Here is a 25242-nt window from a genome sequence, read left to right as displayed (position 1 = left end):
GGGCTAGTGCAAGGCTGCCACCGCCCGGGCCAGGGCCGACGGCACGTCGGGGACGAGGGTGTGGGCGCCGTCGCGGACCACGTGGCGGCCCCCGACCACGGTGTGCCGCACGTCCGCCGCGCTCGCCGCGAACACCGCCACCTCCGCCCCGAGCCGCCCCGCGGCCCCCGCGGTCCGCACGGAGTCGAGCGCGACCGTGGCGAAGTCGGCGAGCCGCCCCGCCTCCAGGGCCCCGGCGTCGGCCCAGCCGAGCGCCGCGTGCCCGTCGGCGGACGCCGCCCGCAGCAGCGCGGCCGCCGTCCAGTGCCCCCGCGTGTGCGTGCGGAGCCGCTCGTTGAGCTCCATCGCCCGCGCCTCCTCGAAGAGGTCGATGACGGCGTGGCTGTCGCTGCCGAGGGAGAGCGGGCTGCCCGCCCGCTGGAGGGCGGGCGCGGGCCCGATGCCGTCGGCGAGGTCCCGCTCGGTGGTGGGGCACATGCAGGTGCCGGTGCCCGAGCCGCCGATCAGGGCGATGTCGTCGTCGGTCAGATGGGTGTTGTGCACGCCCGTCGTACGCGCCCCGAGCACCCCGTGGTCGGCGAGCAGCCGCGTGGGCGTGCAGCCGTGCACGGCCAGGCACGCCTCGTTCTCGGCGGTCTGCTCGGAGAGGTGCACGTGCAGCGGGGCGCCCCGCCGCGCGGCCCACTCGGCCACGGTGCCCAACTGCCGCGCGGGCACGGCCCGTACGGAGTGGATGGCCGCGCCCACGCGCGCGTGCTCGCGGTCCTTCAGGAGCGACGCCCGCTCCGCCCATGCCTCCGTCGTGCCGTCGGAGAACCGCAGCTGGTGGCGGTCGGGCGGCGCGCCCTCGGCGGCGTCGCGCAGGCCGGAGGCCACGTACGCGGTGTCGAGGAGCGTGATGCGGATGCCCGCGTCGGCGGCGGCCGCGATCAGGGCCTCGCCCATGGCATTCGGGTCGGCGTACCGCTGGCCGCCGGGCGCGTGGTGCAGATAGTGGAACTCGCCGACGGCCGTGATCCCGGCGAGCGCCATCTCCGCGTACACCGCCCGCGCGAGCGCGTGGTACGTCTCCGGCGTGAGCCGGTCGGCCACGGAGTACATGACCTCGCGCCAGGTCCAGAACGTGCCGCTGCCGACCTGCACGGTGGAGCGCAGCGCCCGGTGGAAAGCGTGGGAGTGGGCGTTGGCCAGGCCGGGCACGGTCAGGCCGCGCAGCACCGTGGCGCCCGGCGGCGGGGCCTCGACGCCGGTGCGGACGGCGGCGATCCGCCCGTCCGCGCCCACGTCGAGCGCCACGCCGGGCTCCACGACCGGCTCCAGCCAGGCGTGTTCCGCCCAGTACGTGTGCGTCACCGGCACGCCAGGCCCTCCAGTACGTCGGCGAGCGCCCGCACCCCGGCGACGCAGTCGTCCTCGGCCGCGTGCTCGGCGGGGGAGTGCGAGACGCCCGTGGGGTTGCGGACGAACAGCATGGCGGTCGGGACGGACGCGGACAGGATGCCCGCGTCGTGCCCGGCGCCGGTGCCGAGCACGGGCACCTCGCGGCCGGTGCGCCCGCGCAGGAGCGCGCCCAGCTCGTCGCGGAGCGCGTGCTCGAACTCGATGACCGGCGTGAACGACTCGCGGACGACGGCGAGGTCGACGCCGTGCCGGTCCGCGTACTCGCGGGCCGCCTTCTCGACCGCCGTCACCACGGTGTCGAGCGTCTCCTCGTCGGCGGCGCGCGAGTCGAGCCAGCCGCGCACCAGGGACGGGATGGCGTTGACGCCGTTGGGCTCGACGGAGATCTTGCCGAACGTCGCCACCGCGCCCGCGAGCTCCGCCTCGCGGCGGGCCGCGAGGACCGTCTCCGCGTAGCTCAGCATCGGGTCGCGGCGGTCGACGAGGCGGGTGGTGCCCGCGTGGTTGGCCTCGCCGCGGAAGTCGAAGCGCCAGCGGCCGTGCGGCCAGATGGCGCTGGCGATGCCGACCTCGTCGCCGGACAGGTCGAGGGCCCGGCCCTGCTCCACGTGCAGCTCCACGAACGCGCCGATCCGGGCGAGCCGCTCGGGGTCCGGGCCGATCGCCGCCGGGTCGTACCCGGCGGCCTCCATCGCCTCCGGCAGGCGTACGCCGTCGCCGTCGCGCAGCTCGTACGCCTGCTCCTTGGTGAGCTGCCCGGCCGTGAGCCGGGAGCCGACGCAGGCCAGGCCGAAGCGCGCCCCTTCCTCGTCGCCGAAGTTGGTGAGGGCGAGGGGCCGGGTGAACCGCGCGCCCCTGGCGCGGAGTTCGTCGAGCGCGGCGAAGGCCGAGACGACGCCGAGGGGGCCGTCGAAGGCGCCGCCGTCGGGGACGGAGTCCAGGTGCGAGCCGGTGACGACGGCGTCTCCCGCGGCGGGGTCGCCGAGCCACGCCCACTGGTTGCCGTTCCGGTCCGTCTCGTAGGCGAGCCCCCGGCTCTCGGCCTGCTCCTGGAACCAGGTCCGGCAGTCGGCGTCGGCCCCGGTCCAGGCGTAGCGCCGGTATCCGCCGGTTTCGGCGTTGCGGCCGATGGGGCTCAGGTCGGCCCACATGCGCTGGAAGGAATCAGCCCGTCCGGCGTGTGAGGACGAGGCCGCAGGCCGATCGGTGGCGGTCACTGCCCCTCCCGCATGGGCACGCGGACCCCGCGCTCGGAGGCCACGGCCTCGGCGCCCTCGTACCCCGCGTCCACATGCCGGATCACACCCATGCCCGGGTCGTTGGTGAGGACCCTGCGGATCTTCTCGCCCCCGAGCTTCGTGCCGTCGGCGACCGTGACCTGGCCCGCGTGGATGGAGCGGCCCATGCCGACGCCGCCGCCGTGGTGGAGGGAGACCCAGGAGGCGCCGGAGGCCACGTTGACCATGGCGTTCAGGAGGGGCCAGTCGGCGATGGCGTCGGAGCCGTCGCGCATGCCCTCGGTCTCGCGGTACGGGGACGCCACCGAGCCGCAGTCGAGGTGGTCGCGGCCGATGGCGAGCGGGGCCTGGAGCTCGCCGGAGGCCACCATGTCGTTGAAGCGCTCGCCCGCCTTGTCGCGCTCGCCGTAGCCGAGCCAGCAGATGCGGGCGGGCAGGCCCTGGAAGTGGACGCGCTCGCCCGCCATCTTGATCCAGCGGTGCAGCGACTCGTTCTCCGGGAAGAGGTCGAGGATCGCCTTGTCGGTCTTGTGGATGTCGGAGGCCTCGCCGGAGAGCGCCGCCCAGCGGAAGGGGCCCTTGCCCTCGCAGAACAGCGGCCGGATGTACGCGGGGACGAAGCCGGGGAAGGCGAACGCCCGGTCGTAGCCCGCCAGTTGGGCCTCGCCGCGGATGGAGTTGCCGTAGTCGAAGACCTCGGCGCCCGCGTCCATGAAGCCGACCATGGCCTCGACGTGCTGGGCCATGGACTCGCGGGCGCGGGTGGTGAAGCCCGCCGGGTCCTTCTCGGCGGCCGTGGCCATGTCGTCGAAGTCGACGCCGACGGGGAGGTAGGCGAGCGGGTCGTGGGCGCTCGTCTGGTCCGTGACGATGTCGACGGGCGCGCCCTCGGCGAGCATGCGAGGCAGCAGCTCCGCCGCGTTGCCGAGCAGGCCGATGGAGAGCGGGCGGCGGGCGTCGCGGGCCTCGGTGGCGAGCTGGAGGGCGTGCTCCAGGGAGTCGGCGCGGACGTCGAGGTAGCGGTGCTCGATGCGGCGCTCGATGGCGCGCGGGTCGCAGTCGATGCAGATCGCGACGCCGTCGTTCATGGTGACGGCGAGCGGCTGGGCGCCGCCCATGCCGCCGAGCCCGGCGGTGAGGGTGATGGTCCCGGCGAGCGTGCCGCCGAACTTCTTCGCCGCGACGGCCGCGAAGGTCTCGTACGTGCCCTGGAGGATGCCCTGGGTGCCGATGTAGATCCAGGAACCGGCCGTCATCTGGCCGTACATGGTGAGGCCGAGGGCCTCAAGGCGGCGGAACTCCTCCCAGTTCGCCCAGTCCCCGACCAGGTTGGAGTTGGCGATGAGCACGCGCGGCGCCCACTCGTGGGTCTGCATCACGCCGACGGGACGGCCGGACTGGACCAGCATGGTCTCGTCCTGCTTGAGGGTCCTGAGCGTGCGCACCATCGCGTCGAAGGAGCGCCAGTCGCGGGCCGCCTTGCCGGTGCCGCCGTAGACGACGAGCTTGTCGGGGTGCTCGGCGACCTCGGGGTCGAGGTTGTTCTGGAGCATGCGCAGGGCGGCTTCCTGCTGCCATCCCAGGGCGCTCAGTTCGGTGCCGCGCGGCGCTCGTACGGGGCGGGGTCCTGACATGGCGGTGCCTCCTGAGGACTGTGACCTTGATATTCACATCCTCGGCTGGTGAATAGCTCTAGTCAATAGCGCCGTAGGGCCAGCGGGCGCGGCGCTCGGGTGATTGTGTGGATCACATGAGCCTCGACGACGCGACGGTTCCCGGCCCCACCGTCGATCCCACGAGTCCCCCGGGCGCGGAGGCCGCCGCCCGCCGAGACCAAGCAGTACGCGCCGCGATCGAGCAGGGCGTGGTGAGCCCCGAGAACCCGCTCGCGGGTCTCGTCGACGTCACCGGCGTCCGCGCGGCCGCCGTCGCGCTGCGCGCCGCCTTCGCCGGGGTCACCCCGCCCGGCACCCCCGTCCTGCACGCCTTCGCCGTGAAGGCGACGCCCCTGGTGCCCGTCCTGCGGCTGCTGTACGAGGAGGGGATCGGCGCCGAGGTGGCGAGCCCCGGTGAGCTGGCCCTCGCCCGCGCCGCCGGGGTGCCGCCCGCGCACACCGTCCTCGACTCGCCCGCCAAGACCCCCGCCGAGCTGCGCGAGGCCCTCGCCCTCGGCATCGCCGTCAACGCCGACAACCCGCAGGAACTGGCCCGCCTCGACGCCCTGGTGCGCTCGGCGCCCACCGGATCACCGCTCGGGATCCGGGTGAACCCGCAGGTCGGCGCGGGCTCCATCGGCGCGCTCTCCACGGCGACGGCGACCTCCAAGTTCGGCGTGCCGCTGCGCGACGACGGCGGCCGCGACTGGCTCCTCCAGGCCTGCCTCGACCGGCCCTGGCTGACCCGGCTGCACGCGCACACCGGCTCCCAGGGCATCCCCCTCGACCTGCTCGTGCGGGGCGTCGCCGCGGTGTACGAACTCGCCGAGGAGATCAACGCCCGTGCCGGGCGCCGCCAGATCGACACGATCGACATCGGCGGCGGCCTGCCCGTCAACTTCGCCTCCGACGAGGCGAGCCCGACCCACGGCCAGTACGCGCGCCTGCTCAAGGAGCGCGTGCCGGGCCTGCTCGACGGGCGCTACGGCCTGGTCACCGAGTTCGGCCGCTCGCTGCTCGCCAAGCAGGGGGTGCTGCTGGCCCGCGTCGAGTACGTCAAGGAGGCGGGCGGGCGGCCCATCGCGCTGACCCACGCGGGCGTCCAGGTGGCGACCCGCACGGTGTACGCGCCCGAGTCCTGGCCGCTGCGGCTCGCCGCGTACGACGCCAAGGGCCGCCCCAAGCAGGGGCCCGCCGTCGGCCAGGACGTCGCGGGCCCGGCCTGCTTCGCGGGCGACCTGCTCGCCGCCGACCACCCGCTGCCCCGGCTCGAAGCGGGCGACCACGTGGCCGCCCTCGACACCGGCGCCTACTACTTCGCCCAGCACTACTCGTACAACAGCCTGCCCCGGCCCGGGATCCACGGCTTCGCCGCGGGCGCGGACGGCACGGTCCGCTTCGCCACCGTGCGCGCGCCGCAGCCGGTGGCGGAGCTGGTCGAGGAGGCGGGCGGCGGCACACCGGACGCGCTGAAGGGGCTGTGAGAGGCCGCCAGAAGGGGCTGTGAGGGGCCGCCACCGGCTCTGATGTTGCTCAACTCCCGCATCGTCCCGGCGTGTCCCGGGCAAGAGATCCTTCCGAAGTTCCCGGGCACGTTCGGGGGAGGCTCCTGTGACGACTTCAGGAACGAGCGGTACCACCAGACAACCGGCCGAGGAGGAGCCCGCCCTGCGCCGGGTCCTCGGCCCCAAGCTGCTGATCCTCTTCGTGATCGGCGACATCCTCGGCACCGGCATCTACGCCACCACCGGCAAGGTGGCGGGAAAGGTGGGCGGCGCCCTGTGGGTGCCGTTCCTCATCGGCTTCGTCGTGGCGATCCTGACGGCCGCGTCGTACGTGGAACTGGTCGGCAAGTACCCCAGGGCGGCGGGCGCCGCGCTCTACACCCAGAAGGCCTTCAAGGTCCCCTTCTTGACCTTCATCATCGCGTTCATGGTGATGTGCTCGGGCCTGTCGTCCGCGAGCGCGGCCGCCCGCGCCTTCAGCGGGGACTATCTGAGCGAGCTGACCGATGACGCGCTGCCGCCGACGCTGGTGGCGATCGCGTTCATCCTCGCCCTCGCCGCGCTGAACCTGCGGGGCGTGTCGGAGTCGGTGAAGACGAACGTCGTGCTGACCCTGGTCGAGCTGACCGGCCTGCTGATCATCCTCGCGATCGGCGCGTGGGCCGTGCTCACGGGGGACGGAGAGCCGTCGCGGCTCACCGAGTTCGAGTCGAGCGGCACCGGCTACGCCCTGTTCACCGGCGTCCTCGGGGCCACCGCGCTCGGCTTCTTCGCCTTCGTCGGCTTCGAGGACTCGGTGAACATGGCCGAGGAGACCAAGGACCCCACCCGCACCTTCCCGCGCGCGATCTTCATCGGCGTGGCGGTGACCGGCACCATCTACGTCCTGGTCGCCCTGGTCTCCTCGCTCCTGGTGGACTACCGGACCCTGGAGGGCTCCAGCGGACCGCTCCTGGAGGTCGTGAAGGCGGGCGGCGTCGACTTCCCGCACAAGCTCTTCGCGCTCATCGCCCTGTTCGCGGTCACCAACTCCGCCCTCATCAACATCATGATGGCGTCCCGCCTCTGCTACGGCATGGCCAACGAACGCATCCTGCCCCGCTCCATGGGCCGCGTCCTGGCCGGTCGCCGCACCCCCGTCGTGGGCATCGCCTTCGTGTCCCTGCTCGCCATCGGCCTGGTCTCCACCGGTGAGATCGAGGGCCTCGGCGACACCACGGCGTTCCTGCTCCTGTGCGTGTTCGCCGTCGTCAACGTCGCGGTCCTGGTGCTGCGCCGGGACCCCGTGGACCACGACCACTTCCGCACGCCCACGGCCCTGCCCGTGCTCGGCGCGCTCACCGCGCTGATCCTCGCGAGCCCGCTCGCCGACCGCCCCGCCGACGTCTACATCCGCGCGGGCGTCCTCCTCGCGATCGGCATCGCCCTGTGGGCGGTGAACAAACTGGTGCTGCGGGCCCGGGGGTAGCCCGAAACCGGGGGCTCCGCCCCCAGACCCCCGCTCCTCAAACGCCGGAGAGGCTGAAATCCCTGCCGCAACCGGCGACAGATCCAGCCCGTCCGGCGTTTGAGGACAAGGCGCGGAGCGCCGAAGAAGGGCCGCTACTCCTCGACCGTCAGCGCTCTGCGTAGCCGCACCAACGTACGGGACAGCAACCGCGACACGTGCATCTGGGAGATGCCCAGCTCCTCGCCGATCTCCGACTGGGTCATGTTCGCCACGAACCGCAGCGAGAGGATCTTCCGGTCCCGCGGCGGCAGTTCGGCGATCAGCGGCTTCAACGACTCGACGTACTCGATGCCTTCGAGCCCGTGGTCCTCGTAGCCGATGCGGTCGGCGAGCGCGCCTTCGGAGTCGTCGTCCTCGGGCTGCGCGTCGAGGGAGCTCGCGGTGTAGGCGTTGGACGCCGCCATGCCCTCGACGACCTCGTCGTGCGTGAGGCCGAGGCGCTCGGCGAGCTCGGCCACCGTCGGCGAACGGTCGAGCTGCTGCGCGAGTTCGTCACCCGCCTTGGCGAGGTCGAGGCGGAGCTCCTGGAGCCGTCGCGGCACGCGCACCGACCACGAGGTGTCGCGGAAGAAGCGCTTGATCTCGCCGACGATGGTCGGCATCGCGAAGGTGGGGAACTCGACGCCGCGGCTGAGCTCGAAGCGGTCGATCGCCTTGATCAGACCGATGGTGCCGACCTGGATGATGTCCTCCATCGGCTCGCTGCGGGAGCGGAACCGGGAGGCGGCGAACTTCACCAGGGCGAGGTTGAGCTCGACGAGGGTGTTGCGTACGTACGCGTGGGCGTGGGTGCCTTCTTCGAGGGACTCGAGCCGCTCGAAGAGCGTCTTGGACAGGGCTCGCGCGTCGAGGGGGCCCACCTCGTCGAACGGGGGGATCTCGGGGAGCCCGGAGAGTGAGTCGGGCCGCTCGTCGGGGCGCGACGGGTCGGTCGCGGCCGCCGGCGGGGCCTCTTCGGCGGGGCCGGGGATCGTGGTTCGGGAGCGGTTCGGCGGGGGTGTCGACGTCGCTTGGTCAGTACGCGATTCGTCGAGCCGGGGTGACATGGTGTCCTCCATCGTTCTCGGCATATGGCTGCCGATGCCACTACGTGCACTGCGGTGTGCGGCGCCTCCATGGCCGTCCGGGTCGGGTGATGTCTCTTCTACCCCTACCCGCTTCCGGCGCGGGGTCGCAAGTGCGGTGCGTGGCGAAATGTCCGAATTCAGGGGGATGTTCGGGTACCCCGGGGCGTACGGAAGGCGTAATGTTCAGGGGCGTCATCGCGCGTCACGGCGCGCGCCTGTAACAGCCCAACGGTCGGAAGAGAGTGACGGCATGGACCGCGGGACGGTCGGCAGCGCACACAGGGGCCGACTTTCGGTCGAAGTCCGGAAAGAGGGCCGCAGCGCCGTCGTGACTCCGGCGGGTGAGCTCGATCACCACACCGCCGATGTGCTGCGCGAGCCGCTCGAGGGCTGCGTCGACGAGGGCTTCTCGCGCCTCGTGGTCGACTGCTCACGGTTGGAGTTCTGTGATTCCACGGGTCTCAACGTGCTCCTCGGGGCCCGCCTCAAGGCCGAGGCCGCGGGCGGCGGCGTGCATCTCGCCGGGATGCTGCCGGTGGTGGCCAGGGTGTTCGAGATCACGGGGGCGGACGCTGTCTTCACCGTCCACGAGACGCTCGAAGCGGCGCTGGCCGACTGAGCGGGATCTCTCTTCGTGGGGAGTGTGAGGCGTGTGGGGGCGATAGGGCGGATGACGTGAAGCGTTATGTGTCAGTTGTCGCTGTGTGACCAATGCGTTACCAGCGTCACACGGTTCCCACCGAATCCATGGGTGTTCGTCCGGTTCGGCCGGGCAGGAGACACCCTGAATCCGGAGTCGGCTGCCGTCAGCCGGGCGCCGGAGCGAACAGCAGACCAACGTCGGATCAAACGTCAGAAATGGCAAGCGGCCGGGGAGCGGCCGGGCGGGCGAGGCCCCGTCGCCGGGCTCCCGTGGTCCGTCCTTGTCCAGAGTCCTCTTGTCGGTGAGGTGAAGTGCTGATGAGCGCCACCCGGCCTTACTCGCCGGGCGACCGTGGCCCGGAGCCGGAGGCCGCTGTCGCGGACGCTCCCGCGCACGCGGCCACCCCCGGGTCCGGGGGCCGCCAGGTCCGCAGGCTGAGCCTGGACGGCGCGAGCGGCGTGGTCCCGCTCTCGCGGGACTTCACCCGCGAGGCGCTGCACGCCTGGGGCTGGCTGCCCGCGGCCACCGCCGACCGGCGCGCCGCCGCGGAGGACGTCCTGCTCGTGGTCTCCGAGCTGGTCACCAACGCCTGCCTGCACGCCGAGGGCCCCGACGAGCTCTGGCTGTCCTGCGACACCGGCAGCAAGGCGCTGCGCATCGAGGTCTCCGACCGCGGTGCCGGGCAGCCCGCGCCGCGCACGCCGCACCGGGCCGGACGGCCCGGCGGGCACGGCATGTTCATCGTGCAGCGGCTCTGTCTGGACTGGGGGGTCGTGCGGACCCCTGGGGCGGCGGGCAAGACGGTGTGGGCGGAGCTGGGGGCGCCGGGGTAGCGCCCGTGCCCGGAGTCGCAAGGGTTACCCGCGGTTCGCAGGGCGCGCCGGATCTTCACGGATCCGGCGCGCCCTTTGTCTTCCCTCGACAAGGTCCCCGGCGTACCTTGAGCGCCCGATCTGATGTGCCGTCAGCAAATCAGTGCGCGCGGCACGGATTTCGCCACCGGCATGAGGGGACCACGAGGTGCCGTACCAGAGGAAACCCACCGCGCTCGCACTCACCGCCGCCCTGGCCGGATCGGCGCTGCTGCTGACCGCACCCGCCGCACGGGCCGAGGTCCAGGACGTCGACTACCAGTGCAAGACGCCCATCGGGAACAAGGGCGCCGTCTCGCCGATCGACATCAAGAGCGTCAAGAGCGGCAAGGGCTACAAGCTCACGATGTCCTTCCAGAAGGGCGTCTCCTCCAGCCCCGTCGAGCTCGGCAAGGGCGCCATGAAGCCGAGCGCGGTCATCGAGCTCGGCGGCGCGGAGAGCGGCACCGTTTCGGTGTCCGGGCCGCCCAACTCCGGGCCCATCCCGGCCAACACCCCCATCAAGATCAGCACCCTGACGGGCACGTACACGCCCAAGAAGTCCGGCAAGGTCACCTTCACCGCCGGTGTCCTCACCATCAAGGCCCTCGGTACGACGACGACGTGCACCCCCGCGAACGACCCGAAGCCGTCGCTGACCCTGAACGTCAAGGGGAGCGGCTCGGACGCCGGCTCCGGCGCGGGCTCGGGATCCGGCGCCGGTTCCGGTTCCGGCTCGGGCACAGGAACGGGCTCCGGTTCCGGTTCCGGCTCCGGCGACGCGTCCGACGGTTCGCGGGGTACGTCGTCCGGCGGGGATGACCTGCCGCAGACCGGGCCCGCCGACTCCGCGATCGCGCTCGGCACGCTCGGCGGCACGGTGCTGCTCGCGGGCGTGGCCGGGGTGCTCTGGCTGACGCGCCGGAACCAGGCGCCGCGCTGAGGGCGGGGACACGGGCGATGCGGGCGCTCGCCGCGGCCGGGGCGCTGCTCGCGTGCGCCGCCGCGCCCCTCGCCCGCGCGGCCGACGGCGGCGGCTGGTCGCTGGCGCCCGCGGGCTCCGCGCGGCCCTCCCCGTACGCGGAGGGCGCGCCGGGCGACCGCTCCGGCGCGGTCGTCGCGCGCGGCGGCGGCCGGGACGCCCGGGTGCCCCTGCGCCTGCGGGTGGCCGGGCCCGCCCCGGCCGCGCCGACCGTGGAGCGCGTACGCCTCGACGCGGACGCGGAGCGGATCACGTACGAGCTGGTGAACCGGGGCACCACGGTGCTCGCGCCGCGCGTCGCGGTACGGGCCGACGGCGTCTTCGGGGAGCTGCTCGACCGGGCGCCGCACCGGGTGCCCGCGCGGATCGCGCCCGGCGGCCGGGTCGCGCTGAGCGAGCCGTGGCCCGGCGTGCCGTGGCCCGCCGCCGTGGGCGCGGGCGCCGGTGCCGTCGCGGCGGTCGTCGCCGCGTGGTGCGCCGTACGGCACGTCGTACGCCGCTGGAGACGGGGCACTGCCCCACTGGCGGAGCCGACAGCGGCGGCGGAGCGGGAGCCGATGGCCACGCGGACGGGAGGCGAGCCGTGAACGTACAGCGGACGTGGGCGCGCGGCTGCGCACCGGCCCTGGCCCTCGCCCTGGCCTTCGCCCTGCTCGGGGCCGTGCCGGGCGCCGCGGCCGAGCCGAAGCCGACGGTGACGCTCTCCAAGTCCCAGGCGGGCACCGGCGGCTCGGTCACCGTGACCGGCAAGGGGTGGCGGCCGCGCGCGCTGCTCATGGTGCTCGTCTGCGGGCAGGGCACGCCCGCCGCGGGGGTGCCCGGCTCCACCAACTCCTGCGCCAATGCCGAGGGCCGTGCCGTCACCACCGGCGGCGACGGCACCTTCCGCAGGCGGCTGCCCGTCGCCGAGCCGCCGAAGCCCTGCCCGTGCGTCGTGCACGTCGCCACGGTGACCGGCCAGAAGGCGGCGGTGGACGCGGCGTTCACGGTCGCGGGGCATCCGGTGAAGCCGCGCGGCGGGCGGCTCGCGGTGCTCGCGGACACCCGGCTCGACGGGTCGAGCGGCCTCCTCACGTGGTTCGGCTCCCCGCCCGCGCGGCAGCTGGTGGTCACGGTGGGCAACCTGGGCACCGCGCCGGTCAAGGACCCGGTCTTCCAGGTCGGCACCTCCCACGGCGTGTTCGCCCCGCAGTGGGAGGAGCAGCAGTGGCGCGGCACCATCGCGCCCGGCGCGAAGGCCAGGATCCGGCTTCCGGTCGAGCTGCCCGCGGGCGCCCACGGCGACTACCTGGTCTCGCTCCGGTACGGCAGCGACGTCCTCGCCGAGCAGCCGTGGGACGTGGGGCGGCCCTGGGGCGTGACGCTGTTCTGGGTGCTCCTCGCCCTCGTCGTACCCGCGGCCGTCTTCCGCGTCGGCATGGTCGCCGTCGACCGGCTCCCCGACGCAAGGAAAGCGCTGAGGGGGGCAGCGCCCCGAAGGGGCGCGGGGAACTGCGCGACCAGCCACGACGCACCCGCAGACGGCCACCGGCCCTAGGAGCCCCCGGCATGGCCCCGCAGCCACCGCAGGGCCTTCGCGGCAAGCCCCCGCTCCCGCAGCAACGCCCCACCGTGCGCCGAGCCGGACAGCGTACGCACGGTCACGTCCCGCAGCCCCGCGCCCCGCTGCGCGGCGGCGAGGTCCGCGGAGTGCGCGGGCGGCACGAAGTCGCCCGCCGAGTGCGCCAGGTACAGCGGAGCGTCCCGCGCGCCCGACGCGTGGGAGGCGGCCGTCAGGTCCTCCCAGCGCTCCCGGCAGGCCCGCCCGGCGCGGTCGGGGTCGCACCCGGCGAGACGTTTCGCCGCCCGCGCGAGCGCCCGCCGCCGCTCCGGGGCGCCCGGCACGGTGCCGTCGCGCCAGGCCCGGTACGGCGAGGCGACGGGGGAGAGGGCGACCACGCCCCGCGTGTACGCGCGCCCGTCGCGGTACGCCCCGACGCTCACGGCGAGGTGCCCGCCCGCTGACGAGCCGAGCAGCAGGGGCCGGGGCGCGCCCGGCCCCTCACGGCGGGAGATCCAGCGCAGGGCGGCCAGGACGTCGGTGCGCTGCGCGGGCCAGACGGCGTCCGAGGAGAGCCGGTAGTCGGTCTCGTACACGGTGAAGCCGCGCGCGGCGAACCACCGGGACCAGCCGCTCCAGTCGTTGTCCCGCGCCCACGAGCCGCCGTGCAGGATCACCAGGGCCGTGCCGCCGTGGCCGTACACGGTCACGGTCTGGCGCGGGTGCGGCCCGTAGGAGTACGCGCGTCCGGGCGCGGGCGAGGCCTCGGCGGCCGCGCTGGACGACAGGAGCGTGCCGCACAGGGCGAGGGTCAGGAGCGTCCGGCGTACGGTCATGGCCCGATGCTGCACCGGCGGACACCGCGCCGCCCCCGGAAACCCCGAGGGCCACCGCACCGGGTGGTGCGGCGGCCCTCAGTTCGTACGGGGGTGGTGCTCAGCGAGTGGTTCCACCGTGGTGCGGGAGCGCCCCGAAGGGGCGCGGGGAACGGCGCGACCAGCCACGGACGGCCCGCAGATTCAGTACTGCGGCTCCAGCGAAGCGACTAGTGCACGTCGCCCATCAGCGCCTTGACCTTCTTGCGGTACATGAAGACCGCGACGGCCGCGATGATCGCCATCGTGGCCTCCATGGCGACCACGCCGGTCTTGTTCAGGTCGACCCCCGCGGTGGAGAGCAGACCCGTGGTGCAGTCACCGGCGGTGACGGCGAGGAACCAGACGCCCAGCATCTGCGAGGCGTACTTCTCCGGGGCCATCTTCGTGGTGACCGACAGGCCGACGGGGGAGACGCACAGCTCACCGATGGTGTGGATGAAGTAGATCGCGACGATCCAGTACGCGCCGACCTTGTCGCCGTCGCCCGCCATGGACAGCGGGATCAGGAAGACGAAGAAGGAGACGCCGACCAGGAAGAGACCGGAGGCGAACTTCACGACCGAGTTCGGCTCCTGGCCGCGCCGGTTGAGCGCCAGCCAGATCCAGGCGACGACCGGGGCCATCGCCATGATCAGGACCGGGTTGACCGACTGGAACCAGGAGACCGGGAAGTCGAAGCCGAAGATCGAGGTGTCGGTGGAGTTCTTGCCGAACAGGGCCACGGTGGACGCGCCCTGGTCGTAGATCATCCAGAAGATCGCGGCGGCCACGAAGAACCAGATGTACGCCGTCATCTTGGACTGCTCGGTCTCGTTCAGCGACTTGTCGCGCTTGATCTTGGTGAGCACCCAGATCGGGATGAGCAGACCGGAGACCGTGATCGGGACGATGGCCCAGTTCAGGGTGTAGACGTCCGTGGCGACGGCGACGCCGTAGAAGACGACGGCGGCGATGATCCACAGCATGGCCTTGCGGACCAGGCTCATGAGCTCGGCGCGCGGCACCGGCTTCGGCACGACGCTGCTCTGCGGGCTCAGGTGGCGGCCGCCGAGCAGGAACTGGATCAGGCCGAGGCCCATGCCGAAGGCGGCGATGGCGAAGCCCAGGTGCCAGCCGACCTTCTCACCGACGGTGCCGATGGCCAGCGGGGCGAAGAAGGCGCCCAGGTTGATGCCGATGTAGAAGACGGTGAAGCCGCCGTCGCGGCGCGGGTCGTCCGGGCCGTTGTAGAGGTGGCCGACCATCGTGGAGATGTTGGCCTTCAGGAGGCCGGAGCCGATCGCCACGAAGACCAGGCCGAGGAAGAACATCGCCTGGCCGGGCAGCGCGAGGGTGAGGTGACCGAGCATGATCACCAGAGCGGCTATCGTGATCGTCTTGCGCGGGCCCCACAGGCGGTCGGCGAACCAGCCGCCCGGCAGGGCGAGCAGATAGACCATCGCCATGTAGATCGAGAAGATCGCCGTGGCTGTGGCGGCGTTCATGTCCATGCCGCCGGGTGCGACCAGGTACAAGGGGAGCAGGGCCTTCATGCCGTAGAAGCTGAAGCGCTCCCACATCTCGGTCATGAAGAGAGTGGCCAGGCCGCGGGGGTGGCCGAAGAAGGTCTTCTCGGAGCCAGGAGTGCTGGCCGAGTCCTTCGTCAGGCTGGACGCCATGGGTCGATCCTCGTGGTGTCGGGACGCGCGTGGCGAGGCCGCCATGGGCGCGCCCGGTGGGGGCGGTCGGCACCGGCGTCGGCCCGTCCACCCCCCACGCCTGCGAGGGGAACCGGTCCGCTGGGCGGAGCACGAGAGACGGCGACACCGAGATCCACACCCCGGACGCATCATCGCGAGCGGGGCCCGACCACAGGTCATTGCTTTCAGGCTGGTGATCACCAGCCCACACACAGAAGGACCCTTGGCGCGCAATAGCGGGCCAAAGGTCCTTGAGTAGTGCTACAGGCGTCTCGCCACCATACGCCACGACAGAGCGTGATTTGGAAGGAGTTGAGACATGGATCACAGGTGACCTAGGAACCAATGGAGCACATTCCAAGGTGTACCCAAGATGTATCCAAGGATCGCATCCTGGATTGTGATCTTCCGGTCCTGGGGGGCCACCCCGTACGGGACCCCGGCGCAGGCCGCGCCCGCTCCTGGCGATCACCCTTCGGCGGCCGTCCGCAGCGGACTACCATCACTCCATGACCCGTGTACTGCTCGCCGAGGACGACGCGTCCATCTCGGAGCCGCTGGCCCGCGCACTGCGCCGCGAGGGCTACGAGGTCGAAGTGCGCGAGGACGGTCCCACCGCCCTCGACGCCGGGCTGCAGGGCAGCGTGGACCTGGTCGTGCTCGACCTGGGCCTGCCCGGCATGGACGGCCTGGAGGTCGCGAGGCGGCTGCGCGCCGAGGGGCACACGGTGCCGATCCTCATCCTCACCGCGCGCGCCGACGAGGTCGACACGGTCGTCGGGCTCGACGCGGGCGCCGACGACTACGTGACCAAACCGTTCCGGCTCGCCGAGCTGCTCGCCCGGGTCCGGGCCCTGCTCCGGCGCGGCGCCACGGAGCCGGCGCAGCCGCCCGCCACGCACGGGGTGCGGATCGACGTCGAGTCGCACCGGGCCTGGATGGGCGAGGAGGAACTCCAGCTCACGGCGAAGGAGTTCGACCTCCTGCGGGTACTCGTCCGGGACGCGGGGCGGGTCGTCACCCGGGACCAGCTGATGCGCGAGGTCTGGGACACGACGTGGTGGTCCTCCACCAAGACCCTCGACATGCACATCTCCTGGCTCCGCAAGAAGCTCGGCGACGACGCGGCGAACCCCCGCTACATCGCCACGGTCCGAGGAGTCGGCTTCCGCTTCGAGAAGTCGTAGCGACCCGTCCCCCCCCCGCTGTGGGCAATCGTCCCGCAAGGCGGGACGGGTGGGCACAGCACCCAGGCGCCGAGCAACCGGAACCCAGGGCCCCGCCCAGGCCAGGGCAAGGGCCGAGGGCGACCAAGCCCCCCGCAGGGGAGGGGCACACTGGTCAGGTCCGTCCCCCTGCCCGGCCGGAGGGCCCCGTGCGTCGTCGCCTCATCAACTCGACCCTCGCCGTCGTACTCGTAGTGATCGCCGTCTTCGGCGTCTCACTGGTGATCGTCGAGACCCGCACGATCAGCAACAGCGCCCAGGAGCGCGTGAACTCCGAGGCCGTCCGCCTCGCGAGCATCGTGGACAGCCGCCTGATCAGCGACGAGCGCGTCAGCGGGGCGATCCTGCGGGAGCAGGTGGACACCGAGCGGTACGCCCGCATCGACATCCCGGGCCGCGCCCCCATCGAGGTCGGCACCCGCCCGACGGGCGACGTCATCCGGGCCACGGAGGACGGCGAGGAGGGCGAGAAGGTCACCGTCGAGGAGCCCCGCACCGCCGTCACCCAGGAGGTCGGCCGCACCCTGCTGATCATCGGCGGCGTGGCCCTGCTCGCCATCATCGCCGCGGTCCTGCTCGCCGTACGCCAGGCGAACCGCCTCGCCTCCCCGCTCACGGACCTCGCCGAGACCGCCGAGCGCCTGGGCTCGGGCGACCCGCGCCCCCGCCACCGCCGCTACGGCGTACCGGAGCTCGACCGGGTCGCGGACGTCCTGGACGCCAGCGCGGAGCGGATCGCCCGCATGCTCACCGCCGAGCGCCGCCTCGCCGCCGACGCCTCGCACCAGCTGCGCACCCCGCTGACCGCCCTGTCCATGCGCCTGGAGGAGGTCGCCGTGACCGACGACCTGGACACGGTGAAGGAGGAGGCGACGATCGCCCTGACCCAGGTGGAGCGGCTCACCGACGTCGTGGAGCGGCTGCTCACCAACTCCCGCGACCCCCGCACGGGCTCCGCGGTCTCCTTCGACCTGGACGAGGTGATCAAGCAGCAGCTGGAGGAGTGGCGCCCCGCCTACCGCAGCGCGGGCCGCGCCATCGTCAGCTCCGGCAAGCGCCACCTCCAGGCGGTCGGCACGCCGGGCGCGGTCGCCCAGGTCCTGGCGGCGCTGATCGAGAACTCGCTGATGCACGGCGGCGGCACCGTGGCCCTGCGCACCCGCGTCACCGGCAACCAGGCGGTCGTCGAGGTCACGGACAGCGGCCCGGGCGTACCCGCCGACCTCGGCGCGCGGATCTTCGAGCGCACCATCAGCGGCCGCAACTCGACGGGGATCGGCCTCGCCGTGGCCCGGGATCTGGCCGAAGCGGACGGGGGCCGCCTGGAGATGCTCCAGGGGAAGCCGCCGGTGTTCGGTCTTTTCCTCTCGCGGACGCCGACGCTCCGCGAGGAGCGCCACGAGGACGAGACCGTGCGCTGAGCGCCCCCGCTCCCCGGGGCGGGACCGGCGCAGGTCAGGCCTGGCGGCGCCCGCCCGACGCGGCCGGTCGGCCGCCGTCGGCCGCCGGAGCGTCCTCCAGGAACGATTCGGCATCGGCGACCGCGGCACGCGCGGGCAGCGCCCGGAACACCCAGGTGCGGTACGACCAGAAGCGGAACAGCGTGGCGATGCCCATGCCGAGGAACTTGAAGACGTTCGCCTGGAGCTTGCTGTCCCACCCGAAACCGTACGTCGCGACGTACAGGACGCCGTTCTCGATCACCAGGCCGACGACGCTGAACAGCAGGAAGAGCGTCAGCTCCTTGGTGCGGCCGCTCTTGTCCCGGTCGCGGTAGGTGAAGTAGCGGAACCCCACGTAGTTGCAGCAGATCGCGACCACCGTCGCGATGACGCTGGCGCGCACCACCTGGAGGTCGGTGAGGTGGCGTACGAGGTTGAAGACGGCGAAGTTCACCAGTGTCCCCACCGCGCCCACGGCCCCGAACTTGGCCACTTCCCGCGTGAGCCGGTCCATTCGCACCCGCAGTGCGCCGCGGTCCGTCATGGTTGGTCGCCCCAGCCCCGTGATTGGTGTCCATCGGTCGTGTTGCCGTGTCGGTCGGCCGTACCGGCGGGTCATGCCGGTGGTGCCGCTCCTGTGGTGCCGCGCCCGCCTCGTTTGCGGTTTCCCCGGTCGCGTCAACCCAGCCATGCTAACCAGCACCTGCCGGTGGCGCGCGGGGACGCCGTCCAATCCGTGGCACGGCTGTGACGCCAGTGCACGGGATCGGGCCGTTCCCGGATGGCCGATACCCTGTGGGTGTGACGTTCCCGGTAGTCGGCATGGTCGGCGGGGGGCAGCTCGCTCGTATGACCCACGAGGCGGGCATCCCGCTAGGCATCAGGTTCAAGCTCCTCAGTGACACTCCGCAGGATTCCGCGGCGCAGGTCGTCAGCGACGTCGTCATCGGCGACTATCGCGACCTGGACACGCTGCGTGACTTCGCGCGGGGCTGCGACGTGATCACCTTCGATCACGAACACGTACCCACCGAGCATCTACGGGCCCTGGAGGCGGACGGCATCCCCGTGCGCCCGGGGCCCGACGCCTTGGTGCACGCCCAGGACAAGGGGGTGATGCGCGCGAAGCTGGATGAGCTCGGGGTGCCGTGCCCACGCCACCGCATCGTGGAGGACCCGGCGGACGTCGTGGCCTTCGCGGCGGAAGGGGTCACGGAGGGTGACGGCTTCCCGGTCATCCTGAAGACCGTGCGCGGCGGGTACGACGGCAAGGGCGTCTGGCTCGTGCGCTCCGCGGCCGACGCCGCCGAGCCGTTCCGCGCGGGTGTGCCGGTCCTCGCCGAGGAGATGGTGGACTTCGCCCGGGAGCTGGCGGCGAACGTCGTGCGCTCGCCGCACGGCCAGGCCGTGGCGTACCCGGTCGTGGAGTCCCGGCAGGTCGACGGCGTCTGCGACACCGTGATCGCGCCCGCCCCCGACCTCAGCGACGAACTGGCCGGGCAGGCCCAGGAGCTGGCGCTTCGCGTGGCCCAGGAGCTCGGCGTGGTCGGACACCTCGCCGTGGAGCTGTTCGAGACCCGCGACGGCCGCGTCCTGGTCAACGAGCTCGCGATGCGACCGCACAATTCCGGCCACTGGAGCCAGGACGGCGCCGTGACCTCCCAGTTCGCCAACCACGTCCGCGCGGTCCTCGACCTGCCCCTCGGCGACCCGCGCCCGCGCGCCACGTGGACGGTCATGGCGAACGTCCTGGGCGGCGACTACCCCGACATGTACACCGCGTACCTGCACTGCATGGCGCGGGACCCGCGGCTGAAGATCCACATGTACGGCAAGGACGTGAAGCCCGGCCGCAAGGTCGGACACGTCAACACCTACGGCGACGACCTTGACGACGTGCTTGAGCGCGCCCGTCACGCGGCCGGATACCTCAGAGGAACGATCACCGAATGACCGCACCTGTTATCGGCATCGTCATGGGCTCGGACTCCGACTGGCCCGTCATGGAGGCCGCCGCCAAGGCCCTCGACGAGTTCGAGATCCCGTACGAGGTGGACGTGGTGTCCGCGCACCGCATGCCGCGCGAGATGGTCGCGTACGGCGAGGAGGCCGCGGAGCGCGGCCTGAAGGCGATCATCGCGGGCGCGGGCGGCGCCGCGCACCTGCCGGGCATGCTGGCGTCGGTGACCCCGCTGCCGGTGATCGGCGTTCCCGTGCCGCTGAAGTACCTCGACGGCATGGACTCCCTGCTCTCCATCGTGCAGATGCCCGCGGGCGTGCCGGTCGCGACGGTCTCGGTGGGCGGCGCGCGCAACGCGGGCCTGCTCGCCGCGCGGATCCTCGCCGCGCACGACGCCGAACTGCTCGGCCGGATGCGCGAGTTCCAGCAGGAGCTGAACGAGCAGGCGAGTGAGAAGGGCAAGCGCCTGCGCGCCAAGGTCGAGGGCGCGGGGACCGGCTTCGGCTTCGGGACGTGACTCCGGGGCAGGGCGCGGGACGGGGCAGCGCACGTGACAGCGCGCGCGATCAAGGGAACAGTGGCCGCATGACGAAGCTGACCGATTCCCTGGCCCGAGCCCGCTCCCTGCTCGCCGAGTTCCCCGTCGTGGACGGTCACAACGACCTGCCGTGGGCGCTGCGCGAGAAGGCCGGTTACGACCTCGACCGCCTGGACGTCGCCGCTGACCAGACGGGCCGGCTCCACACCGACCTGGCGCGGCTTCGCGCGGGCGGCGTCGGCGCGCAGTACTGGTCGGTGTACGTGCGCAGCGACATGGCGGGCGACGACGCGGTCAGCGCGACGCTGGAGCAGATCGACTGCGTCCAGCGGCTGCTCGCCCGCCACCCGGCCGAGCTGCGCCCCGCGCTGACCGCCGCCGACATGGAGGCGGCCCGCGCGGAGGGCCGCATCGCGTCCCTGATGGGCGCCGAGGGCGGCCACTCGATCAACAACTCCCTCGCCACGCTGCGGGCGTTGTACGCCCTCGGCGTGCGCTACATGACGCTGACGCACAACGACAACATCGCCTGGGCGGACTCGGCGACGGACGTCCCCGGTGTCGGCGGCCTGTCCGCGTTCGGCCGCGAGGTCGTCCGCGAGATGAACCGGCTCGGCATGCTGGTGGACCTCTCGCACGTGGCGGCGACGACGATGCGGGCGGCCCTGGACACCTCCGAGGCGCCGGTGATCTTCTCGCACTCCTCGTCCCGCGCGGTGTGCGACCACCCGCGCAACATCCCGGACGACGTCCTGGAGCGGCTGCCCGCGAACGGCGGCGTCGCGATGGCCACCTTCGTGCCGAAGTTCGTCCTCCAGGCGGCCGTCGACTGGACCCTCGCGGCCGACGAGAACATGCGGGCGCACGGCTTCCACCACCTGGACACCACCCCGGAGGCCATGAAGGTGCACGCGGCCTTCGAGGAGTCGCGCCCGCGCCCCGTGGCCACCGCGGCGACGGTGGCCGACCACCTCGACCACATGCGAGAGGTCGCGGGCATCGACCACGTCGGCATCGGCGGGGACTACGACGGCACGGCGTTCACCCCGTCCGGCCTCGACGACGTCTCCGGCTATCCGAACCTCGTCGCCGAGCTCCTCGACCGCGGCTGGTCCGAGCCCGACCTCGCCAAGCTGACCTGGCGGAACGCGGCCCGGGTGCTGGGCGCCGCGGAGGACGTGGCCCGCGACGCGAAGGCCCGCAGGGCCCCGTCGATCGCGACCCTGGAGCAGCTCGACGGCTGACGGGTCATCAACAGGCGCCAGGGGCGCGGCTCTCGGGCCGCGCCCCTTCGTCGCCCCTCATTCTTGAACGACCGATCTAAATGGGTTACCGTCCTCGCAGAGGTTATGAACTGACCAGTCCAAAACTCTCGAAGGAGACCCCCATGTCCGACACCGTGCCCACCGACGAGGAGCTGGCCCACTCCCTGGAGGGCGACTTCACCAGCGCGTACGCCGAGGTGAACGGCGTCCGGCTGCACTACGTGGCGGGCGGCAGCGGCGACCCGCTCGTCCTGCTCGGCGGCTGGCCGCAGACCTGGTGGCAGTTCCACAGGGTCATGCCCGCCCTCGCGCGCAGCTACCGCGTCATCGCCGTGGACCTGCGCGGCATGGGCGGCTCCGCGAAGCCGCAGTCCGGCTACGACAAGAAGACGATGGCCGAGGACATCCACGCGCTGGTCCGCCACCTCGGCCACGACCGCGTGCACCTCGCCGGGCACGACATCGGCGCGATGGTCGCCCACGCCTTCGCCGTCAACCACCCCGAAGCCACCCGGAAGCTGGCCCTCCTGGACGTGGCCCACCCCGACCCGAGCCTGCGCGAGCTCACCCTGCTCCCGGTCGCCGACGGGGCCGACTGGGAGGCCGCCCCCGGTGGCGTCTACCTCTGGTGGTTCGCGTTCAACCAGGTCAAGGGCCTGCCGGAGCGGCTGCTCGCGGGCCGGGCCGACATCCTCATCGACTGGCTCTTCGGCTATCTGCTCCAGGACCAGTCCACGATCGACGAGCGCTCGCGCGCGGTGTACGCGGCGGCCTACGCCACGCCTGACGCGATCCGCGCGGGCAACGCCTGGTACCAGACGTTCCTCCAGGACGTCGAGGACTTCGAGACGTACGACCGGGTGGGCGTCCCCGTCCTCGCGCTCGCGGGCGACCGCAGCCACGCGTATCTGCGCGCCATCCTGCCCGGCCACGCCGAGGAATTCCGCCTGCGGCGGATCGAGGGCAGCGGCCACTACCTCCCCGAGGAGCGGCCGGAGCAGGTGACGGCGGAGCTGGTGGAGTTCTTCGCCTGACGCGCCGATCCGACCGGGGCTACGGCAGGTTGCGGGCCATCACGATCCGCTGGACCTGGTTCGTGCCCTCGTAGATCTGCGTGATCTTGGCGTCGCGCATCATGCGCTCGACCGGGTAGTCACGGGTGTAGCCGTAGCCGCCGAGGAGCTGGACGGCGTCCGTGGTGACCTCCATGGCGATGTCGGAGGCGAAGCACTTGGCGGCGGCGCCGAGGTAGGTGAGGTCGGCGTCGCCGCGCTCGGAGGCGGCCGCGGCCTGGTAGGTCAGGGCGCGGGCAGCGGAGATCTTCATCGCCATGTCGGCGAGCATGAACTGGATGCCCTGGAAGTCGGCGATCGGCTTGCCGAACTGCTTGCGCTCCTGGACGTAGCCCTTGGCGTAGTCGAGGGCGCCCTGGGCGATGCCGAGGGCCTGGGCGGCGATGGTGATGCGGGTGTGGTCGAGGGTCTTCATCGCCGTGGCGAAGCCCGTGCCCTCCTCGCCGATCATGCGGTCGGCGGGGATGCGCACGTTGTCGAGGTAGACCTCGCGGGTCGGCGAGCCCTTGATGCCGAGCTTCTTCTCCGGGGCGCCGAAGGACACGCCCTCGTCGCCCTTCTCCACGACGAAGGCGCTGATGCCCTTGGAGCGCTTCTCCGGGTCGGTGACGGCCATGACCGTGTAGTACTCGGAGACGCCCGCGTTGGTGATCCAGCGCTTCACGCCGTTCAGGACGTAGGAGTCGCCGTCGCGCACGGCCTTCGTCTTCATGCCCGCCGCGTCCGAACCCGCGTCCGGCTCCGAGAGGCAGTACGAGAACATGCCCTCGCCCTTGGCCAGCGGCGTCATGTACTTCTTCTTCAGCTCCTCGGAGCCGGAGAGGATCACGGGCAGCGAACCCAGCTTGTTCACGGCCGGGATGAGGGAGGACGACGCGCAGACGCGGGCCACCTCCTCGATCACGATGACCGTGGCGAGCGCGTCGGCGCCACCGCCGCCGTAGCTCTCCGGCACGTGCACCGCGTGCAGGTCGGAGGCCACCAGGGCGTCCAGGGCCTCCTGCGGGAAGCGGGCCTCCTCGTCCACGGCGGCGGCGAACGGCGCGATCTTCGACTCGGCGAGCGAGCGGATCGTGTCGCGGAGCATGTCGTGCTCCTCGGACGGGCGGTACAGGTCGAAGTCAGCCGATCCGGCCAAGGTCTCTCACGCTCCAAGGACGCTGTGGACGCTAGTCACCCTTGCTAATTACCGTTAAGTAACACGTTGGGTACTCGAATTTTAGGGTGCCGCCCGCGTCACCGGTACGTGAGCTTGACGACAGGGGGAAACGTGCCCGGTGAGAGCCCCGGGCACGCCTGACCGCGCCCCGACTATGCTCGGGCAGCGCACCCCGGCCAGTACACCTCTGGAGCACCTCATGGCCCTGAAGATCACCGTGATCGGCACCGGCTACCTCGGCGCCACGCACGCCGCGGCCATGGCGGAGCTCGGCTTCGAGGTCCTCGGGCTCGACGTCGTGCCCGAGAAGATCGAGATGCTCACGCGGGGCGAAGTCCCCATGTACGAGCCCGGCCTGGAGGAGCTGCTGCGCCGCCACGTCGCCGGGATCGAGGGCTCCAGCGGCCGACTGCGCTTCACGATGGACTTCGCCGAGGCCGCGGAGTTCGGCGACGTCCACTTCGTCTGCGTGAACACCCCGCAGAAGCACGGCGAGTACGCCTGCGACATGAGCTACGTCGACGCCGCCTTCGCCTCCCTCGCCCCGCATCTGAAGCCGGGCGCGCTGGTCGTCGGCAAGTCGACGGTGCCGGTCGGCTCGGCCCAGCGCCTGTCCGGACTCCTTCCCGAGGGCACCGAGCTGGCGTGGAACCCGGAGTTCCTGCGCGAGGGCTTCGCCGTGGACGACACGCTGCACCCGGACCGGATCGTGGTCGGCGTGGACAGCGAGCGGGCCGAGAAGCTGCTGCGCGACGTGTACGCCAAGCCGGTCGCCGAGGGCACGCCCTTCGTCGTGACGGACTTCCCCACGGCCGAACTCGTGAAGACGGCGGCGAACTCCTTCCTCGCCACGAAGATCTCCTTCATCAACGCCATGGCCGAGGTGTGCGAGGCCGCGGGCGGCGACGTGGTGAAGCTGGCCGAGGCCCTCGGGTACGACGACCGCATCGGCGCCAAGTTCCTGCGCGCCGGGATCGGCTTCGGCGGCGGCTGCCTGCCCAAGGACATCCGCGCGTTCATGGCGCGCGCCGGTGAGCTGGGCGCCGACCAGGCCCTCACCTTCCTGCGCGAGGTCGACTCCATCAACATGCGCCGCCGCGGACACATGGTGGAGCTGGCCCGCGAGGCCGTCGGCGGCGGCTCCTTCCTCGGCAAGCGGGTGGCCGTCCTCGGCGCCACGTTCAAGCCCGACTCGGACGACGTGCGCGACTCGCCCGCCCTGAACGTGGCCGGGCAGATCCACCTCCAGGGCGGCCAGGTCACCGTCTACGACCCCAAGGGCATGGACAACGCCCGCCGCCTCTTCCCCACGCTCGGGTACGCCGCCTCCGCCGAGGAGGCGGTCCGGGGCGCCGACGTCGTCCTGCACCTCACGGAGTGGCGGGAGTTCCGCGACCTCGACCCCGAGGCGCTCGGGGCCGTCGCCGGACACCGCGTCCTGCTCGACGGGCGCAACGCCCTGGACCCGGACCGCTGGCGCGCCGGGGGCTGGACGTACCGAGCCATGGGCAGGCCCGCGGCCTGACGCACGTCCGGGGCTAGGGCCTGTCCGATGGGTCGGCGCGGCGTCGCGACGCCTGGCACTTCCCCAAGCTCTCGGCTTCGCTCGAGCAGGGGAGGCCCCATTCTC

Annotated in this window: 22 protein-coding genes; 14 read left to right on the top strand and 8 right to left on the bottom strand. The window is 72.3% G+C overall.

The genetic code is table 11. The features are described 5' to 3' along the window. Window positions 1-3: 3 nt before the first annotated feature. The 3 genes from ACIG3E_RS12970 to hutU all read right to left on the bottom strand — a co-directional run bounded on the left by ACIG3E_RS12970 (window position 4) and on the right by hutU (window position 4273). Window positions 4-1353 carry a formimidoylglutamate deiminase gene (locus ACIG3E_RS12970; RefSeq protein ID WP_399615783.1) on the bottom strand — a complete coding sequence of 450 codons (1350 nt, stop codon included), beginning with the start codon at window positions 1351-1353 and terminating at the stop codon, window positions 4-6. Further along, on the bottom strand, window positions 1350-2552 hold the full coding sequence (locus tag ACIG3E_RS12965; RefSeq protein ID WP_399614918.1) for an allantoate amidohydrolase: 1203 nt from the start codon (window positions 2550-2552) through the stop codon (window positions 1350-1352). The genes ACIG3E_RS12970 and ACIG3E_RS12965 overlap by 4 nt, the downstream gene beginning before the upstream one ends. A 62-nt stretch (window positions 2553-2614) precedes the next feature. Then, window positions 2615-4273 (bottom strand): urocanate hydratase, encoded by a 1659-nt coding sequence (gene hutU, locus ACIG3E_RS12960; RefSeq protein WP_399614916.1) that lies wholly within the window; start codon window positions 4271-4273, stop codon window positions 2615-2617. Window positions 4274-4389: 116 nt separating this feature from the next. On the opposite strand from hutU, the gene ACIG3E_RS12955 reads away from it, so the two are divergent. Both ACIG3E_RS12955 and ACIG3E_RS12950 read left to right on the top strand, forming a co-directional pair. Continuing rightward, window positions 4390-5778, top strand: coding sequence for a diaminopimelate decarboxylase (locus tag ACIG3E_RS12955; protein WP_399614913.1), 1389 nt, complete (start codon window positions 4390-4392; stop codon window positions 5776-5778). A gap of 127 nt (window positions 5779-5905) precedes the next feature. Further along, complete coding sequence (locus ACIG3E_RS12950; protein WP_399614910.1) at window positions 5906-7267, top strand: APC family permease; 1362 nt, start codon at window positions 5906-5908, stop codon at window positions 7265-7267. Between the two features lie 134 nt (window positions 7268-7401). Here ACIG3E_RS12950 and ACIG3E_RS12945 read toward each other — a convergent pair whose 3' ends face one another. Continuing rightward, window positions 7402-8355: an RNA polymerase sigma factor SigF gene (locus ACIG3E_RS12945; RefSeq protein ID WP_399614907.1), complete on the bottom strand. Its 954-nt coding sequence runs from the start codon at window positions 8353-8355 to the stop codon at window positions 7402-7404. Window positions 8356-8626: 271 nt separating this feature from the next. On the opposite strand from ACIG3E_RS12945, the gene ACIG3E_RS12940 reads away from it, so the two are divergent. From ACIG3E_RS12940 to ACIG3E_RS12920, 5 genes are all read left to right on the top strand, one after another. Then, window positions 8627-8995 (top strand): STAS domain-containing protein, encoded by a 369-nt coding sequence (locus ACIG3E_RS12940; RefSeq protein ID WP_138960103.1) that lies wholly within the window; start codon window positions 8627-8629, stop codon window positions 8993-8995. A 341-nt stretch (window positions 8996-9336) separates the two neighbouring features. Further along, window positions 9337-9852, top strand: coding sequence for an ATP-binding protein (locus tag ACIG3E_RS12935; protein ID WP_399614904.1), 516 nt, complete (start codon window positions 9337-9339; stop codon window positions 9850-9852). 187 nt (window positions 9853-10039) lie between these two features. Next, on the top strand, window positions 10040-10813 hold the full coding sequence (locus ACIG3E_RS12930; protein WP_399614901.1) for an LPXTG cell wall anchor domain-containing protein: 774 nt from the start codon (window positions 10040-10042) through the stop codon (window positions 10811-10813). A 17-nt stretch (window positions 10814-10830) separates the two neighbouring features. Continuing rightward, window positions 10831-11439, top strand: coding sequence for a hypothetical protein (locus tag ACIG3E_RS12925; protein WP_399614898.1), 609 nt, complete (start codon window positions 10831-10833; stop codon window positions 11437-11439). Then, window positions 11436-12389: a hypothetical protein gene (locus tag ACIG3E_RS12920; protein ID WP_399614895.1), complete on the top strand. Its 954-nt coding sequence runs from the start codon at window positions 11436-11438 to the stop codon at window positions 12387-12389. Before ACIG3E_RS12925 ends, ACIG3E_RS12920 begins: the two co-directional genes overlap by 4 nt. Here the strand turns inward: ACIG3E_RS12920 and ACIG3E_RS12915 are convergent. Both ACIG3E_RS12915 and ACIG3E_RS12910 read right to left on the bottom strand, forming a co-directional pair. Further along, a complete protein-coding gene (locus ACIG3E_RS12915; protein WP_399614892.1) occupies window positions 12386-13228 on the bottom strand; it encodes an alpha/beta hydrolase family protein in 843 nt (280 codons plus the stop codon). The genes ACIG3E_RS12920 and ACIG3E_RS12915 overlap by 4 nt on opposite strands. A gap of 209 nt (window positions 13229-13437) precedes the next feature. Beyond that, window positions 13438-14928, bottom strand: a complete 1491-nt coding sequence (locus ACIG3E_RS12910) for a peptide MFS transporter (protein ID WP_399614890.1) — start codon at window positions 14926-14928, stop codon at window positions 13438-13440. A gap of 530 nt (window positions 14929-15458) precedes the next feature. On the opposite strand from ACIG3E_RS12910, the gene ACIG3E_RS12905 reads away from it, so the two are divergent. Together ACIG3E_RS12905 and ACIG3E_RS12900 are read left to right on the top strand one after the other, a co-directional pair. Beyond that, window positions 15459-16136 (top strand): response regulator transcription factor, encoded by a 678-nt coding sequence (locus ACIG3E_RS12905; RefSeq protein WP_016644465.1) that lies wholly within the window; start codon window positions 15459-15461, stop codon window positions 16134-16136. Between the two features lie 188 nt (window positions 16137-16324). Further along, entirely contained in the window at window positions 16325-17596 is a 1272-nt protein-coding gene (locus ACIG3E_RS12900) for an ATP-binding protein (protein WP_366791494.1), read from the top strand. Window positions 17597-17630: 34 nt separating this feature from the next. Here the strand turns inward: ACIG3E_RS12900 and ACIG3E_RS12895 are convergent, their stop codons facing one another. Next, window positions 17631-18161 carry a GtrA family protein gene (locus tag ACIG3E_RS12895; RefSeq protein WP_399614885.1) on the bottom strand — a complete coding sequence of 177 codons (531 nt, stop codon included), beginning with the start codon at window positions 18159-18161 and terminating at the stop codon, window positions 17631-17633. A 257-nt stretch (window positions 18162-18418) separates the two neighbouring features. Between ACIG3E_RS12895 and ACIG3E_RS12890 the strand changes: the two genes are divergently transcribed. The 4 genes from ACIG3E_RS12890 (at window position 18419) to ACIG3E_RS12875 (ending at window position 22414) form a co-directional block, all read left to right on the top strand. After that, a complete protein-coding gene (locus tag ACIG3E_RS12890) occupies window positions 18419-19570 on the top strand; it encodes a 5-(carboxyamino)imidazole ribonucleotide synthase (protein WP_399614882.1) in 1152 nt (383 codons plus the stop codon). After that, window positions 19567-20094 carry a 5-(carboxyamino)imidazole ribonucleotide mutase gene (gene purE, locus ACIG3E_RS12885; protein ID WP_399614879.1) on the top strand — a complete coding sequence of 176 codons (528 nt, stop codon included), beginning with the start codon at window positions 19567-19569 and terminating at the stop codon, window positions 20092-20094. Before ACIG3E_RS12890 ends, purE begins: the two co-directional genes overlap by 4 nt. Window positions 20095-20162: 68 nt before the next feature. Beyond that, window positions 20163-21359 carry a dipeptidase gene (locus tag ACIG3E_RS12880; protein ID WP_399614876.1) on the top strand — a complete coding sequence of 399 codons (1197 nt, stop codon included), beginning with the start codon at window positions 20163-20165 and terminating at the stop codon, window positions 21357-21359. Window positions 21360-21502: 143 nt separating this feature from the next. Next, a complete protein-coding gene (locus ACIG3E_RS12875) occupies window positions 21503-22414 on the top strand; it encodes an alpha/beta fold hydrolase (protein ID WP_399614874.1) in 912 nt (303 codons plus the stop codon). Between the two features lie 19 nt (window positions 22415-22433). Here ACIG3E_RS12875 and ACIG3E_RS12870 read toward each other — a convergent pair whose 3' ends face one another. Next, the gene (locus ACIG3E_RS12870) at window positions 22434-23591 is read right to left on the bottom strand and encodes an acyl-CoA dehydrogenase family protein (protein ID WP_242718841.1); all 1158 of its coding nucleotides are present in this window, start codon (window positions 23589-23591) and stop codon (window positions 22434-22436) included. Window positions 23592-23811: 220 nt separating this feature from the next. On the opposite strand from ACIG3E_RS12870, the gene ACIG3E_RS12865 reads away from it, so the two are divergent. Continuing rightward, on the top strand, window positions 23812-25137 hold the full coding sequence (locus tag ACIG3E_RS12865; RefSeq protein ID WP_399614872.1) for a UDP-glucose dehydrogenase family protein: 1326 nt from the start codon (window positions 23812-23814) through the stop codon (window positions 25135-25137). Window positions 25138-25242 lie beyond the last annotated feature (105 nt).

It is taken from the genome of Streptomyces sp. NPDC053474, from assembly GCF_044544845.1.
Classification (GTDB): Bacteria; Actinomycetota; Actinomycetes; order Streptomycetales; family Streptomycetaceae; genus Streptomyces.
The sequence above is the reverse complement of the archived record's forward strand: the minus strand, read 5'-3'. Positions and strand labels throughout refer to the sequence as shown.